This is a genomic window from Kineosporia sp. NBRC 101731 (assembly GCF_030269305.1).
Classification (GTDB): Bacteria; Actinomycetota; Actinomycetes; order Actinomycetales; family Kineosporiaceae; genus Kineosporia.
Window position 1 is genome coordinate 347,060 of record NZ_BSTC01000008.1, and the last position, 15,035, is coordinate 362,094.

The following is a 15,035-nucleotide window of genomic DNA, read 5'->3' on the forward strand; positions in this document are numbered from 1 at the left end:
GCGTGCCCCGGGACAGTGGCTATTGTTCCTGCCGTGACCCGTCGCCGTGCCCTCCGTGTATCGGCCATCGGGGCCGCTGTCGTTGCCGTGATCGCCGTCGTTGTCGTCGTCGTGCTGGCCGTCTCCATCATCCGCCGGCCCCTGCCCGACCGGGGTGGTGAGGTCTCGATGGCCGGCCTCACCGGTCAGGCCAGCGTGATCCGCGACGACCGGGGCGTTCCGCAGATCTACGCCGACAACGCCACCGATCTGTTCCGCGTCCAGGGCTATGTCAACGCGCAGGACCGCTTCTTCGAGATGGACGTGCGCCGTCACGTCACCGCGGGCCGCCTCAGCGAGCTGGTGGGCGCGAACGACGACGCCCTGACCGCTGACAAGCTGGTGCGCACCCTCGGCTGGCGGGAGGTCGCCACCAAGGAGTACGAGCAGGCGAGCAAGTCCACACGCAGCTACCTCGAGGCCTACGCGGCCGGCGTCAACGCCTACATCACGGGCCGGTCGAAGTCCGAGCTGTCGGTGAGCTACTCGGTCCTCGAGCGCAAGAACAAGCTCGAGGACATCGAGCCGTGGACCCCGGTCGACTCACTGGCCTGGCTCAAGGCGATGGCCTGGGACCTGCGGAGCAACTACAACGAGGAACTCAACCGGGCCAGCGCGATCAAGGTGGTCCGCAACGCCGACCGCATCGCCCAGCTGTTCCCCGAGTACCCGTCCGACGAGCACGCCACGATCATCGACGGCCAGGCCGCGGCGGGTAACCAGACCGGTTCGGGCACCAAGAACAACGCGGGCGGTAAGAAGCCCAACAGCAGGACCGAAGGCGACGCGAAGGCTGACGCCGATACCGGCACCTCAGCTGACACCGGCACCAGCACCAGCACTGCAGACGCGTCGGCCTCCCTGGTCCCGACGGCCGCTAAAACCTCCACGACCACCAAAACCTCCACGGCCACGGAGAACGTCGCCGACGTCTACTCCAGCCAGGCCGCACAGGACGCCCTCACCTCCGCGAACCAGGCCCTCCAGTCCCTGCCCGACGTGATGGGCAGCAGCAGCGAGGGCAACGGCTCGAACTCCTGGGTGGTCGCGGGCGACCTGACCGAGACCGGCCTGCCGCTGCTGGCCAACGACCCGCACCTGGGCGTCTCGATGCCGGGTGTCTGGAGCCAGGTCGGCCTGCACTGCAACACGGTCTCGGCCGACTGCCCGTTCGATGTCTCCGGCTACTCGTTCGCGGGCCTGCCGGGTGTGGTGATCGGCCACAACGCGCGCATCAGCTGGGGTCTCACCAACCTGGCGCCGGACGTGACCGACTTCTTCCTCGAGAAGGTCACCGGTGACACGTACGAGCAGGACGGCAAGACCCTGCAGCTGACCACCCGCGACGAGACGATCAAGGTGGCCGGGGGTGACCCGGTGACGATCAAGGTGCGCTCCACCCAGCACGGCCCGCTGGTCTCCGACGTCCTCTCCGACGTCGCCGAGGCGGGTAAGACCTCTCCGGTGCCGGGCGAGAAGGTACTGCGCAGCACCAGTTACGGGGTGGCGCTGAACTGGACCGCGCTGACCCCGGGCACGGCCATGGACGCGCTTCTCGAACTCGACGTGGCCGAGGACTTCTCCTCGTTCCGCCGGGCCGTGACGAAGCTCGACGCCCCCGCGCAGAACGTGATCTACGCGGATGTCGACGGCAACATCGGCTACCAGGCGCCGGGTCGCATCCCGGTGCGCGGTACGGGCGACACGCAGAACCAGAAGGTGCCGGCCGACGGCACCTGGCCGCAGATCGGCTGGGACTCACGCTACGACTGGACCGGTTACGTCAAGAAGCGGGACCTGCCCTGGGTCGAGAACCCGCAGAGCGGCTACATCATCGCCGCGAACCAGGCGGTCACCGGTTCGGACGGCACCGCGCAGCTCACCAGTGACTGGGACTACGGCTACCGCTCCGAGCGGATCAAGGACCTGCTCGACAAGGCCCACGCCGAGCACCCGATCACGATCGACGACATGCGCGAGATCCAGAACGACACGTACAACCCGATCGCCGAGATGCTCGTGCCGATGCTGCTCGATCAGACCACCGACGACTTCACCCAGTCCGGTGTCGACCTGCTGAAGGACTGGGACTTCACCCAGCCGACCGACTCGGCGGCCGCGGCGTACTTCAACACCGTATGGGCCAAGCTGCTCGACCTGACGTTCTCCGACGAGCTGCCCGAGGGCTTCAAGCCGGACGGCGGTGACCGCTGGTTCGAGGTGGTCCAGGAGCTGATGAAGCAGCCGCGCGACGAGTGGTGGGACGACGGCCGTACCGACGACGTGGTCGAGACCCGCGACGAGGTGCTGCGCCGGGCGATGACCTCGGCCCGGCTGGAGCTGACGCAGCGTCTGGGCAAGGACCCGTCGAAGTGGCGCTGGGGCAAGCTGCACCGCGTCACCCTGGAGCAGACGCCGCTCGGCGGTGACGGTGTGCCCGACCTGGTCAGCAAGTTGTTCAACAAGGGTCCGTACGAGGCGCCCGGTGGCTCGTCCATCGTCAACGCGTTCTCCTGGGACGCCTCGGGAGACTTCTCGGTGACCGCCGCGCCGTCGATGCGGATGATCGTCGACCTGTCGAACCTGGACAACAGCCGCTGGGTGAACCAGACCGGTGTCTCCGGGCACCCCTGGGACAAGCACTACGACGACCAGGTCTCCGCCTGGCTCAAGGGCGAAGACTTCGCCTGGCCGTTCACCGCGGACTCGGTGAAGGCGGCCAAGGACGAGGAACAGACCTTCAAGCCCGGGGGAAGCTGAGGCTTCTCCTCGGGGTGACGACGCCGTCCACCCGCCGGTCGTGCGGTTCGCGCGGCACCGGCGTGGTGGCGGCGTCGAGCAGTTCGTCGTCGTGCACAAGGGCGATGACGAGCGCGTCCGACCGCAGTGACGACAGGCGCGCCAGCGTCGCGTCGTAGTACCCACGTCCCCGGCCCATCCGCGCACCCTCGGTGTCAACAGCCAGGGCCGGGATCAGCAGCACGTCGGCCTGGGTGACCGCGTCCGGTCCCAGCCGTTCCCCGCTGGGTTGCCACAGATGGAGGACGTTGTTGTCCTCCAGGCGCCCGGCGTCCAGTCCCCAGTCGAGCACCGGTGAGCTCGCTGACTCCACCACCACCGGCAGCAACACCCTGATGCCCTGCTGCTGCAGCGCCCGGCGCAGATCAGCGGTGCCGGGCTCGTCCGGCAGCGACGCGTAGACCGCCACGCACGACGCCCGGCGCACGGCGTCCAGCGTCAGCACCCGCGCCGAGAGATCGGCGGCATCCCGGCGTTTGAGCTCCTCGCTCCGCTCGGCCCGGCTCCGGCGCACGGCGCGTCGCAAGGCCTTCTTGGCGGCGACCACGTCGGCCGGACTCCCGGCATCCGGTGATTCAGACCTGTCCGTCATGGCGCTACTCTCGGTGTGTACCTGTTTACGGGCGGTTGTCTTCGGCCGTCCGAAGAGCCCCACCTTGCACCAGCGGCATCAGAGACACCAATAAGCGCACGAGTAACACTGGGACTTCTCCGATGGGACAGATGATCACGGTGATCCAGCGATGACCGGGCAGGCCGTTCCGGTTCGGCCAGGCCGTGAGGCGCTGGCCAGGCTGCGTTCTCATCTTGCCGTGGTGCTCGCCGTGGTGACCGTCGTGCCCCTGGTCGCCGGCGTGGTGCTGCTCGGCCTGATCGCTCCCGCCCAGGCCCGTTCGTCGGCCGTCGGTGCCGCGGCCCGGGACGCCGACGCCGCCGCGGTGGCGCTCAGCGGCAGCTGCGAGGCGGTGCGGGCCAGTGCCCGGGTCGCCGCCGGCGAGGTCGCCGCGTTCGCCACCCGGAACGCCGACGCCATCGATACGGAAGAGGGCGCGGTCACGGCCGAGGCGGCGCAGTCGTTCGCAGACCGGGCCGCCGCCCGCCGCCCCGGTAGTGCCGTGGCGGTCTACGACGACCGGGCTCAGCTGCTGGCCGGTGCGGGCCCGGCCGCGGCCCGCGGGGTCGTGGTCAACATCGGTGTCCAGTCCGGCACCGCGGGGCCGTCGTGCTCGGCCGGCCGGGCCGGTGCCACCGGCGATGCTGCCGGGCTCGCCGAGGTCTCGCCCGTGCAGATCATCCCGGCCGGGAGCACCACCAAGGTCGACGTGGCCACCGTGGTGATGTGGCTCCCGCTCGACCAGGCCTCGCTCGGCGCCCTCGGCGCCCGGCTGGGCACCTCGGGCCAGCTCAGCGTGCTGCCCGCGCGCGGCCAGACCGTGGTGCTGGCGACCAGCGGCGATGCGCAGGCCCGGGCCGCCCTGACCCGTCTGCTGCGCAACCTGCCCTCGACCGGCTCCGCCGGGGGCACCCGGGGCGGACTCGGCTTCCGGCTGACCGACACCGGTCCCGGTCTGCCCTACCGGGTGCTGGCGACCCAGGAGATCGGGGGTGGGGGCCTGCGTCTGCTGGGCTGGTCGCTGCTCGCGCTGGCCCTCCTGGCCCTGGCCCCGCTCTGGATCGTGATCGTGCGCCTGACCCGCCCGGTCACCGACGAGATCGCCGCGGTCGGCGACGAGGTGCAGGCCGGGCGGATGGCCCTGGCCGACAGTCTCGACCGGTTCGGCGAGGCCCTGGCCCACACCCACGACCTGAACGAGCTACTGGCCACGATCGCGGGCACGGCGCTGTCCGGCACCGGAGCGGCCTCCGCCGTGATTCTCCTCGCGACCGACGAGACCGGAGAACCAGGGGGACCCGGCGAGACCCGTGGGACGAGCCAGCCCAGCGAAGCCGGACAGCTCAGCGACGCCGGACAGCTCAGCGACGCCGGACAACTCGGTGGCGCCGCCAAGATCAGCGGGAACGGCACGATCAGCAGAACTGACGAGACCGACGTGCTCACCTCGTCCGTACCCGGTTCCCGCAGCCGGGGTTCGGCCGACCGGCGGCCGGCCGAACGGGCTGGTGACGTGCGCGGCGCCAGGGCCTCCGGAGAACGGCTCAGCGTGCGCTCCGAGACCGGCCGCCCCGACGCGGCGGGCGACCAGGCCCGGGCGGTCCTACCCGCCTTTGCTGAGCGGCATTTCGCCGAACTCATCGAGAACTCACAGAATTCACAGGTTTTCAGCGAGCCCCAGCTGGTCGACGTGCCCGGCGCGGGCCCGGTGGCGGCCATCGGTATCGGGGTCGACGCCCTGCCCGTGGAGAGCTCGGCCGAACGCGGCCCGGCCCGTCGCCGGCTCATCGGAGTGCTGGCCGTGGCCCGCGGTGAAGGAGCCCGGCCGTTCGACGCGCTGCACCTCACCCGGCTGCGCGCACTGGCCGGCCAGGCCGGTACCGCTATCACGAATGTCCGCCGCTACCTAGAGGTTCGGCGTCTCTCGATGACCGACCCACTGACCGGCCTGGGCAACCGCGCGCAGCTCGTCAGCTCCCTGTCGAGAGAGATCGCCGCAGCCGGTCGTGGCAACGGCGTACTGACCGTGCTGATGCTGGACATCGACCACTTCAAGATGGTCAACGACACCTGGGGCCACGGCTTCGGGGACATTGTGCTGCATGATTTCGCCGCCCGCCTGCTGGCCTGTGTGCGGGAGGCGGACACGGTGGCGCGCTACGGAGGAGAAGAGTTCGTCGTCCTCCTACGCGACACCGACGCCGACGGCGGCTGCCGCGTCGCCGAACGCGTCCTCCAAGCCGCCCGGTCAAGGCCTTTCGAGGATGCGGACATCCGGCAGCAGGTCACCGTCTCGATCGGCGTGGCAGCATACCCGCGCGACGGCCGGATGGCAGATGACGTGCTGCAGGCGGCCGATTCCGCTCTGTATGCGGCTAAACGTGACGGTCGTAACCGTTGGAGAGTCGCCGAGCCGAGTCACAACGCGCCGATCCTGCCTGTCTCTGGGTAGGTTTTGACCATGACGGAACCGACCATCCCCGCCGACCTCGCGCCCCTGGGCGACGGTAACCCCGGCCCTGCCGTGGTCAAGGCCGTGATCCCCGCTGCGGGCCTCGGCACCCGCTTCCTCCCTGCCACCAAGGCGACGCCGAAGGAGATGCTGCCGGTCGTCGACCGGCCTGCCATCCAGTACGTCGTCGAGGAGGCTGTTCGGGCCGGGCTGGGTGACGTCCTGATGATCACCGGCCGGGGCAAGCGCTCGCTGGAGGATCACTTCGACCGCGCCTGGGAGCTCGAGGCCGCACTCGAGGCCAAGGGTGACAAGGACCGCCTGGAGCAGGTGCGGGAGTCGGCCGACCTGGCTGACATCCACTACACCCGCCAGGGCGACCCGCGCGGCCTCGGCCACGCGGTGCTCTGCGCCGCCCACCACGTCGGTGACGACGACCCGTTCGCCGTGCTGCTCGGTGACGACCTGATCGACGAGCGCGACGAGCTCCTCACCCGGATGATCGGCGTCCAGCGCCAGACCCGGGCCAGTGTCGTCGCGCTGATGGAGGTCGACCCCACGCAGGTGCACCTGTACGGCTGCGCCGCGGTGGAGGCCACGGGTGTCGACGACGTGCTGCGTGTGACCGGCATGGTGGAGAAGCCCGACCCGAAAGACGCCCCGAGCAACCTCGCGGTGATCGGCCGGTACGTGCTGCACCCGCGGGTCTTCGAAGTCTTGAAAGACACCAAGCCGGGTCGTGGCAACGAGATTCAGCTCACTGACGCGCTGCAGACCCTGGCTGCCGATCCGGGCACCGAGGGTGGTGGCGTCTACGGTGTCGTCTTCAAGGGGCGCCGTTACGACACCGGCGACCGGCTCGACTACCTCAAGGCCGTCGTGCGGCTTGCCAGCGAGCGTGACGACCTGGGTCCCGAGCTGCGCGCTTTCCTGCGGGAGTTCGTGGCCGGCCTGCCGGCTGAGTGATGCGTTCCGTCGACGAGCACCTCAAGCTCTGCCTGAAAAACCTGGGTCCGCTTCCGGCAGTGGAGGTTCCGCTGTCGGAGGCGGCCGGGTGCGTGCTCGCCCAAGACGTCGTCTCCGGCATCGACATGCCGCGCTTCGACAACTCCTCGATGGACGGCTACGCCGTGCGCGCGGCCGAGGTCGCCTCGGCCACCGCGGGCAGCCCGGTGAATCTGCCGGTGCTGGGCGATATCCCGGCCGGGCGCGGTGACGCGCTCGAGCTGGCGCCCGGCACCACACTGCGGATCATGACCGGCGCCCCGGTGCCGGCCGGGGCCGACTCGGTGGTGCAGGTCGAGTGGACCGACGGTGGGGTGAGTCAGGTCCGGATCGATCGCCCGGTCCCGCCGGGCAAGAACATCCGCCGGTCCGGCGAAGACGTGCGCGAGGGCGAGACGGTGCTCACCGCGGGCACCTGGCTGACAGCCCGTCACATCACGCTCGCCGCGTCGGTCGGCATCGACCGGCTGACCGTGCACCCGCGTCCGCGAGTGGTCGTCCTGCCCTCGGGCAGTGAGCTCGTGCCGCCCGGAAAGCCGTTGCAGCCCGGGCAGATCCACGACTCCAACGGCTACGGTCTGATTGCTGCCGCGCAGGCCGCCGGGACCCACGCCCGGCACGGCGGCATCATGCCCGACACCCCGGAGGCGGTCGGGTCGATGCTCGAGGCGGCCGCCGCCGACGCCGACCTGCTGATCACCACCGGCGGTGTCAGCGCGGGGGCCTACGACACGGTGAAGGCCGTACTGCGCGAGCTCGGCACCATGGAGTTCGTGCAGGTCGCGATGCAGCCGGGCAAACCCCAGGGCTTCGGCACAATCGGGCCCCGCAACACCCCGCTGTTCACCCTGCCCGGCAACCCCGTCAGCGCCTTGCTGTCGTTCGAGGTGTTCGTCGCGCCCGCCCTGCGTCGTCTGGCGGGCCGGCCCGACCTCGACCGGAGCACACCGACCGCAACCGTGGTGGAGGGCTGGCGATCTCCGCCGGCCCGCCGTCAGTTCGCGCGCTGTCTGCTCACGGTCACGGCCGCCGGGCCCACCGTGAGGCCGGTCGGAGGGCAGGGATCTCACCTGGTGGCTGACCTGGCCGGGGCGAACTGCCTGGTCATCGTGCCGGAAGACGTCACCCAGGTGAGCGAGGGTGACGAACTGCCGTACATCGTGCTGGAATCTGGCCCATGATGTGCCGGTGAACGCGCAACACCTGACCCACGTGGACGAGTCCGGGTCGGCCCGCATGGTCGATGTCTCCGCGAAGGAGGTCACCGCTCGCGAGGCCACGGCCAAGGGGGTCGTGCTCTGCTCGTCCACTGTGATCGAACTGCTGCGCGGCGAGGGTGTGCCCAAGGGTGACGCCCTCGCCGTGGCGCGGATCGCGGGAATTCAGGCGGCCAAGCGCACGCCCGACCTGATTCCCCTGGCGCACCCGATCGCGGTGCACGGGGTGAAGGTCGACCTCGATGTGCAGGACCACGGGGTGGAGATCACCGCGACCGTCCGCACGGCCGATCGCACGGGGATCGAGATGGAGGCCCTGACCTGCGTCGCGGTGGCCGGTCTGGCGCTGATCGATATGATCAAAGCGGTAGACAAGCTGGCCGAGATCGACCGTGTTCGGGTGGTGGCCAAGAGCGGTGGACGTTCCGGTGACTGGCGACGTGACTGAGGTGCTTGGGGTGAACGGTTTGCCTGCGCCTCGTCGCGCCCTCGTCGTCACTGCTTCCAACCGGGCTGCCGCCGGGGTCTACGAGGACACGGGCGGTCCCGTACTCGCCGAAGGGCTACGCCACCTGGGCTTCTCGGTGGACGGGCCGGTGGTGGTGCCTGACGGCGACCCCGTCGGCGAAGCCCTGCGCAGGGCCGTGAGCGATGGGTACGACGTGGTGCTCACCACCGGTGGCACTGGACTCTCGCCCACCGACCGCACCCCCGAGCAGACGCGTCCTCTGCTGGAACTCGAGGTGCCCGGTCTGGCCGAGGCGATCCGCGGCTACGGCGTGAGCAAGGGTGTTCCTACGGCTCTCCTCTCGCGAGGGCTGGCCGGCGTCGCGTCCCACACGCTCATCGTCAACCTGCCCGGCTCGAAGGGCGGCTGCCGCGACGGCATGGCGGTGCTCGACGGTGTGCTGGTGCACGCGGTCGAGCAGATCAACGGTGGCGATCACCGATGACCGAGATCGGAGCCGGCCTGGGCTGGCCGATCGAGTTGTCCGACGGACTGATCACGTTGAGGCCCTTGCGGCGGCGCGATGCGAAGTCCTGGAACACCGTGCGCTCCGCGAACGCCGAGTGGCTCGCCCCCTGGGAGGCCACCCATCCGGAGGGTGCCGGGCGTCCTCTGACCTTCGGGGCCATGGTGCGCAGCTTCGACCGCGAGGCCCGCGCCGGGCGGATGATCCCGCTCGCCGTTCAGTTGCACGACCGGCTCGTCGGCCAGGTCAGCGTCAGCGGCATCGTCTGGGGCTCGTTGCGCTCGGGGCAGATCGGCTACTGGGTCGACCGTTCCGTCGCAGGTCAGGGCATCACTCCCACCGCCGTCGCGATGATGGTCGACCACTGCATCTTCGGCCTGGGCATGCACCGGCTCGAGGTGAATATCCGCCCGGAGAACGCAGCCAGCCTGCGGGTGGTGGAGAAGCTCGGATTCCGGGCCGAGGGCGTTCGCCGCCGCTACCTCCACATCGACGGGGCCTGGCGCGATCACGCCACCTTCGCCGTCACCGCGGACGACGTACCCGGCGGCATGCTCACCCGCTGGCGTCGGTCACAACGGGTGTTCGCCGCCCGCGAGCACGAGCAACACACTCGGTGGTCCGAACAGACGTAGGGTGAATGCTTAGGATTGGCTGAACGCAGCCGACACACCGCAGGCATTACGTGATCATTTGGGCGGGGCATCGTAGCGTTTTGGCGTGCAGCCCAGCAGCCTCATCCTCCTTGCCATAGTGCTGGTGTGGGCTGCCTACCTGGTGCCGCACTGGGTGAGGCGTCGTGACGAATTGTCACAATCGCGCGGTCATGATCGGTTCTCCAGTGGTCTGCGCGTTCTGAAGCGGCGCGAGCGTTCCGGGGGCTCCGGCCGATCCGGTGATCCGCTGCTGACGTCCCCGCGGGTGATCGTCGATACCGACGGCGAACTGCTCTACATCCCGGCCGACAAAATGCTCTCCGAGCGGCTGACCGGGTCGTCGATGAACCTGCCGCAGAGCGCCCGGCCGGGTGAGACGCTGATCGCTTCGCAGTCGCCCGAGGGTTCGGCCTCCCAGCTTGAGGACGCACACCACCTCCAGTCCGCGGACGCCTCAGCTCACGCTTCCGTGGGCGGGGTAGGGGGTGACCAGGCTTCGGAGGGCCAGGTTCCGGAGAGCCAGGTGCCGGGGGGCAAGGTTCTGGAGGGCCAGGTGCCGGAGGACCAGGTTCCGGGGGGCAAGGCTTCGGTGAGCAGGGTTCCGGAGGCTGGAGCGCCGGTGGGTGGAACCGGCAGCGATATGGACGAACTGGAGGCGGGACTGCTCGCCGGGTTCGGGCTGGCCGCTGCTTCCAGACCTTCTACGACCTCCGCGACTCAGGAGCCCGAGGCGCCGGGCTGGTCGGACCTGGTCGGTAATACGCCGAAGACAACAGCGGCTCCCTGGACCGGAAGGCCCGAGCAGGCAGAGGAAGCTGGGCAGGCTGGGCAGGCTGGGCAGGCTGGGCAGGCTGGGCAGGCTGGGCAGGCTGGGCAGGCTGGGCGGACCGTCGAGGCCGATCAGGCGGGAGCGGCCACCACCTCAACCAGGGGAGCCAAGGCCAAGAGCGCCAGGTCTGAGAGCGCTAGGTCCGAGAGCGCCAGGTCTGAGAGCGCTAGGTCCGAGAGCGCCAGGTCTGAGAGCCCCAGGACGGAGAAGGCCAGGACGGAGAAGGCCAGGACTGAGGCGAATGCCGAAGCTGGTGTGGTGTCCGCGGCTGGGACGGCGCCCGAGATGTCGGGCGTCACGGCGGCCGCACCGTCCAAGGCTTCCGACGAAGAGATGGCAGAACTCGAGGCCGGACTGTTGGCCGGGTTCGGCCTGGACCCCCGTGACATGCCGTCGTTCGGGGAGAGCGGACCGGGCGCGGAGGGTCAGCAGGGCGCGGAGGGTCGGCAGGGTGTGAAGGGCCGACTGGACGCGGAGGGCCGGCCTGGCACGGAGAGTCGACTGGGCGCAGAGAACCTTCAGCAGACCAACCCGGTGACAGCGACAACCGACGCGTCGGACCGGACCAGGGCGGAAGGCTACCGGCCGGCAACGCAGGATCAAGCGGCGTCTCTCGGTACACCCCTGGTTCCCCAGGTCCAACTGCCGCCCACGGTGCAAGCACCCCCGGAGCCCGCTCAGCCACGGCAGAAACGCCAGCAGCAGGTGTCCGCGCCGCTGAACCCCTCTCCGCCTGAGGCCTATAGCGAGACCGGGACTCATAGCGAGACCGGGACTCATAGCGAGACCGGGACTCATAGCGAGACCGGGACTCATAGCGAGACCGGGACTCATAGCGAGACCGGGACCCATAGCGAGACCACGACCTACAGCGAGACCGAGACCTACGCCCCGACCGGGACCTACAACCCGTCCGGGGCTCAGTCGCATGGTGAGCCCTACGACCAGGCCGCGCCCACCGCGCAAACCGGCTACGCCTCCCGGAACGTGGCTACCCGGGCCGAGATGCCGGCGATCGACCCGAGCGACGTGGACGACGAACCCGCCTGGGTGATCGAGCCTCCGGCCGCGTCCGTCATGGTTCCGGTCACTACTTCGGCGCCGATCTCGGAGAGCGCCGAAGTGGCGCAGGTGTCGTTCCAGGAACTTCTGGGCCGTCCCGGGTCCGAACGGCAGGCGTCCCGCAACCGTATTGGTCACGGCGGTCAGCCCCGGCACTCGGGCCGATCCAGCGTTTCGGGTCAGGCTGGCGTTTCGGGTCAGGCCAGTGCTTCGGGTCAGGCCAGTGCTTCGGGCCAGGCCCGCACTTCACGGCGGCCCGGCCGCTCTGATCAGGTTTTCGACCAGGCCGCTGATACCGCCCGGGTAGCCGGCGCGACCCCGGAAAACAGTTCTGGTGGGACGGGTACGTCCAGCGAACCAGGTAGTTCCGGTCGAACCCGCCCGGCGGGTGCCACAGCGCAGACCAGTCGCTCCGGCCCGGTGGACAGTCCTAGCCAGGCAGACACTTCAGACCGGGCAAGCGGTTCAGCTCAGGCAAGACGTTCGAGCGAGGGAAACAGCTCAGGTCCAGTAGACGGTTCCGGCCAGGTAAAGGGGTCGGCCCAGGGAAGTGGTTCGGGGCAGGGACGTGGTTCGGGCCAGGTAGGCAGCCCGGGGCAGGTACACGGTTCGGGGCAGGCCAGAGATACGGGCTCGGTAGACCATTCACGTCGGGCAGGCAGTTCTGAGCGGGACGGCAGTCCGGATCAGACCGGTCAGCCGGACCGGACCGCCGCGACCTACAGCCAGGCCGACCTCGACCAGGCCCTGCTGAGACGGGCTAATCTCGAGCGGGCCGACCTGGACCAGCATCTGGAACAGCGTGAGTCGGATGACGAAGCGACAGATCCCGAGTCCACGCTCACCACCACCGATCTTGACGCGGCAAGGCTGAGCGCCAGGGTTGCGGCGAGACGTCGGGCGCGCAGTATGACGGTGCTTCTGGTTTCGACCATGGGAGCCTGGGTCTTTGCCTTGGTGGGACCGGTACCCCTCTTCGTCCCGATTGCTGTAACTCTCCTGCTGGCGGCCAACGGTGTCGCCTCGCGGACTGCCGCCGTGCGTAGCCGGGAGACGCTCACCATGCTCGCCGCGCACCTGTACGCCGCCGAGATGGCCCGCGAGCACGCAGAGCGCCGCCGCCAGACCGCGGCCCGACTGCGCGCCCGGGCGGAGGCTGAAGCAGAGGCCGCCAAACCGGTGCCGGAGCGTGTGTCCCGCCGCAACGCCGCGGTCACCGGCGACACCTGGGATCCGGTACCCGTGCCGAAGCCCACCTATCAGCTCAAGCCAGCGGTGCACCGTAGGCCACCTCCGCCCCTGGAAGAGCCGGTGGAGAAGCCGCAGACACCGGCCGCCTCCGACCAGTCGCGCAGCACGATGCCGCGACGGGCAGCCGACATCGAGCGCATCCTCAAGCTCGACGAAGACCCGGAACGTCCCCGCGCGGTCAACGAGTAGTTCTCCGCAATGGGATGTACCGGGGTGCCGTGACGGATCGAGTCGCGGAGGCCGCCCGTCGCGGTGGCCGTTCTGGGTCGGCCAGGAGACTGCACCGGTCAAGGACACCCGGCGGACCGGTCGGCCGATGCATAGCAGTCCTGGACGGATCAGCGCTCGCATGGGTTCCCGGCGAGGGTCGCCTCAGGCATCAAGGACGCCCTGACGGCGCAGACTTTCATAGGCATGGCTATCTCCGGAGTCCGGTTCACACGATGACTGGGTTCACACGATGACTGGGTTCACACGATGACTGGGTTCGCAGGATGACCGGGTTCGCAAGATGACTGGTGCGGGCGGCGGCAGGTGCGGTGATGCTGTTCAGAAGGGCGGCTCCCCCGGGTCTTCTTCCTGGACTTCAGATGCAGGACCAACACGGGGATCGAGTCGCATCAGTTCCTTCTCCCAATCCTCGTGGCGGATGCGGTCCCGGGTGGCGCGGTCGGGTTCGCCGGGTAGCGGTTCGGGAATCTCGATGTGGTGCTGGCCCAGGCGGCTGCGCCATTCGATGGTTCCTTCTGGATAGGGCTCGTCGGGGCGGGTCAGGCGCGGTGTCCAGGCTGCGTGGGTCTTGAGGCGATGGTGGAATCGGCACAGCGGGACAAGGTTGCAGGGGCAGGACTTTCCACCTTTGGCGAAGGGAATGGCATGGTCGACGTCGCATTGTGCGGCGTCGCGGCCACAGCCGGGGTGGACACACTGCTGGAAGCGTCCCAGGACTTTGTCGATGACGCTCTGGCGCGGTTTGTAGCGGGGTGAGGTCTCGGTGCAGTTGGCTTGATCGCCCGGTCCGTGGGCGTGTTGACCGGTAGTCCCATGGACCGGGATGACGATGACCTGGCCGGCTTGGCGGGCGATCTCCCGGGCGAGGTCGGCGGGGATGGTGCCGGATCGTTTGAGTTCGCCGGGCAGATCGTTGGTTCCTCGCAGAGTGTCGAGGCTGATGGTGACGACCAGGACGGGCTTGCGGCCCTGCTGGCTGGGCAGTGATGGCGGCAGCCACCAACCGAGAACGGCTGGGGTGTCCGTCGTGACGAGGTCGGACGATGGCGAGTCGTCGGAGGGATCCGCCCCGTCGGAGGTAGTTGGCGGAACCGGTGAGGTCGAGGCATGAGAAGGAATCGGGGCGTCGGACGTGGCCTGAGTATCCGAAGGTTCCCGATCCTTTGATGAGTGCGGGTGAGCGGTCGCGCCGGCTGCGTCCGGGAGGCTCCGATGGTCAGGCACGTTCGTTCTCCCTGAACGGTCCTGGGCACCTGGCTCACTGGTGGTGCCTGACCTACTGGTGGTGCCTGACCTACTGGTGGTGCCTGACCGACTCGTGGTGCCTGACCTACTGGTGGTGCCTGACCTACTGGTGGTGCCTGACCGACTCGTGGTGCCTGACCGGCTACTGGCGCCTGACTGGCTCGGGGTGCCTGAAGAGTGTTGTCGGTCAGAGCTGCTGGGTGTGCCTGCTCCCGGGCATCCGTTGGACGGGTTTGCTTCACCGGATGCGTTCGGGGCTCCAGAGGGAGTCCGGGTGTGAGGAGAAGCCTGCGTTTCCGGTCCCGTGGCATTCCCGGAGGAAGCCGCTTGCCCGGAAGGGATCGGGGCGTCGGGGTGGTCGTGGGATACGACGCGCCCGCCGAAGGTGTCTGCGGGGTCGGGCGGCACGGGGATGAAGGGCAGGGGGTAGTGGTGATGGATGGCGTGGAAGATGGCTACGAGGGCGTCGGCTCGGCGTTCTTGGTGGGTACGGGGGTCTGGGTTTCCGGCACGGCGTGCGTAGTCGCGGCAGGCGTCGGCCAGGGCGTCCAGGACGGAGTGGATGAGCATCACGTGGTCGGCGGAGAGGGTGGCTTCGAGTCGGCCCATGCCCTCAGGTAGCGGGGAGGCGTAGACGCAGCGTTCTTTCATGCGGGCTTCGC

The 15,035-nt window shown here is 69.2% G+C and carries 12 protein-coding genes and 1 pseudogene; 9 read left to right on the forward strand and 4 right to left on the reverse strand.

The window, feature by feature from the left end; all coding sequences use genetic code 11:
• The first annotated feature begins 33 nt into the window (after window positions 1–33).
• Window positions 34–2,799 carry a penicillin acylase family protein gene (locus QSK05_RS23230; RefSeq protein WP_285599406.1) on the forward strand — a complete coding sequence of 922 codons (2,766 nt, stop codon included), beginning with the start codon at window positions 34–36 and terminating at the stop codon, window positions 2,797–2,799.
• Here QSK05_RS23230 and QSK05_RS23235 read toward each other — a convergent pair.
• Entirely contained in the window at window positions 2,780–3,430 is a 651-nt protein-coding gene (locus QSK05_RS23235; RefSeq protein ID WP_285599407.1) for a 5-formyltetrahydrofolate cyclo-ligase, read from the reverse strand. The genes QSK05_RS23230 and QSK05_RS23235 overlap by 20 nt on opposite strands.
• A gap of 151 nt (window positions 3,431–3,581) precedes the next feature.
• On the opposite strand from QSK05_RS23235, the gene QSK05_RS23240 reads away from it, so the two are divergent.
• The 7 genes from QSK05_RS23240 to QSK05_RS36435 all read left to right on the forward strand — a co-directional run bounded on the left by QSK05_RS23240 (window position 3,582) and on the right by QSK05_RS36435 (window position 10,348).
• Window positions 3,582–5,903, forward strand: coding sequence for a sensor domain-containing diguanylate cyclase (locus tag QSK05_RS23240; RefSeq protein ID WP_285599408.1), 2,322 nt, complete (start codon window positions 3,582–3,584; stop codon window positions 5,901–5,903).
• Between the two features lie 9 nt (window positions 5,904–5,912).
• Entirely contained in the window at window positions 5,913–6,869 is a 957-nt protein-coding gene (galU, locus tag QSK05_RS23245; RefSeq protein ID WP_285599409.1) for a UTP--glucose-1-phosphate uridylyltransferase GalU, read from the forward strand.
• Complete coding sequence (glp, locus tag QSK05_RS23250) at window positions 6,869–8,089, forward strand: molybdotransferase-like divisome protein Glp (RefSeq protein WP_285599410.1); 1,221 nt, start codon at window positions 6,869–6,871, stop codon at window positions 8,087–8,089. Before galU ends, glp begins: the two co-directional genes overlap by 1 nt.
• Window positions 8,090–8,096: 7 nt before the next feature.
• Entirely contained in the window at window positions 8,097–8,573 is a 477-nt protein-coding gene (gene moaC, locus QSK05_RS23255; RefSeq protein WP_285599411.1) for a cyclic pyranopterin monophosphate synthase MoaC, read from the forward strand.
• A gap of 19 nt (window positions 8,574–8,592) precedes the next feature.
• Window positions 8,593–9,078, forward strand: coding sequence for a MogA/MoaB family molybdenum cofactor biosynthesis protein (locus QSK05_RS23260; protein WP_352302312.1), 486 nt, complete (start codon window positions 8,593–8,595; stop codon window positions 9,076–9,078).
• On the forward strand, window positions 9,075–9,734 hold the full coding sequence (locus QSK05_RS23265) for a GNAT family N-acetyltransferase (protein WP_285599413.1): 660 nt from the start codon (window positions 9,075–9,077) through the stop codon (window positions 9,732–9,734). The genes QSK05_RS23260 and QSK05_RS23265 overlap by 4 nt, the downstream gene beginning before the upstream one ends.
• 506 nt (window positions 9,735–10,240) lie before the next feature.
• On the forward strand, window positions 10,241–10,348 hold the full coding sequence (locus tag QSK05_RS36435) for a pentapeptide repeat-containing protein (RefSeq protein ID WP_352302274.1): 108 nt from the start codon (window positions 10,241–10,243) through the stop codon (window positions 10,346–10,348).
• Window positions 10,349–10,655: 307 nt separating this feature from the next.
• Here the strand turns inward: QSK05_RS36435 and QSK05_RS23270 are convergent, their stop codons facing one another.
• Window positions 10,656–10,883, reverse strand: a complete 228-nt coding sequence (locus QSK05_RS23270; RefSeq protein ID WP_285599414.1) for a hypothetical protein — start codon at window positions 10,881–10,883, stop codon at window positions 10,656–10,658.
• A 1,696-nt stretch (window positions 10,884–12,579) separates the two neighbouring features.
• Between QSK05_RS23270 and QSK05_RS23275 the strand changes: the two genes are divergently transcribed.
• The gene (locus tag QSK05_RS23275; protein WP_285599415.1) at window positions 12,580–13,086 is read left to right on the forward strand and encodes a hypothetical protein; all 507 of its coding nucleotides are present in this window, start codon (window positions 12,580–12,582) and stop codon (window positions 13,084–13,086) included.
• Window positions 13,087–13,446: 360 nt separating this feature from the next.
• On the opposite strand, the gene QSK05_RS23280 is transcribed toward QSK05_RS23275, so the two are convergent.
• Window positions 13,447–14,352, reverse strand: a complete 906-nt coding sequence (locus QSK05_RS23280; protein ID WP_285599416.1) for an HNH endonuclease signature motif containing protein — start codon at window positions 14,350–14,352, stop codon at window positions 13,447–13,449.
• Window positions 14,353–14,826: 474 nt separating this feature from the next.
• Window positions 14,827–15,024, reverse strand: a pseudogene (locus QSK05_RS36440) (DUF222 domain-containing protein); the annotation flags it as partial.
• Between the last annotated feature and the right edge of the window lie 11 nt (window positions 15,025–15,035).

Coding starts and splice junctions, on each gene's coding strand:
- QSK05_RS23235 (WP_285599407.1), bottom strand. CDS start 3,430: ATGACGGACAGGTCTGAATCACCGGATGCCGGGAGTCCGGCCGACGTG.
- QSK05_RS23240 (WP_285599408.1), top strand. CDS start 3,582: ATGACCGGGCAGGCCGTTCCGGTTCGGCCAGGCCGTGAGGCGCTGGCC.
- galU (WP_285599409.1), top strand. CDS start 5,913: ATGACGGAACCGACCATCCCCGCCGACCTCGCGCCCCTGGGCGACGGT.
- glp (WP_285599410.1), top strand. CDS start 6,869: ATGCGTTCCGTCGACGAGCACCTCAAGCTCTGCCTGAAAAACCTGGGT.
- QSK05_RS23265 (WP_285599413.1), top strand. CDS start 9,075: ATGACCGAGATCGGAGCCGGCCTGGGCTGGCCGATCGAGTTGTCCGAC.
- QSK05_RS23275 (WP_285599415.1), top strand. CDS start 12,580: ATGGGAGCCTGGGTCTTTGCCTTGGTGGGACCGGTACCCCTCTTCGTC.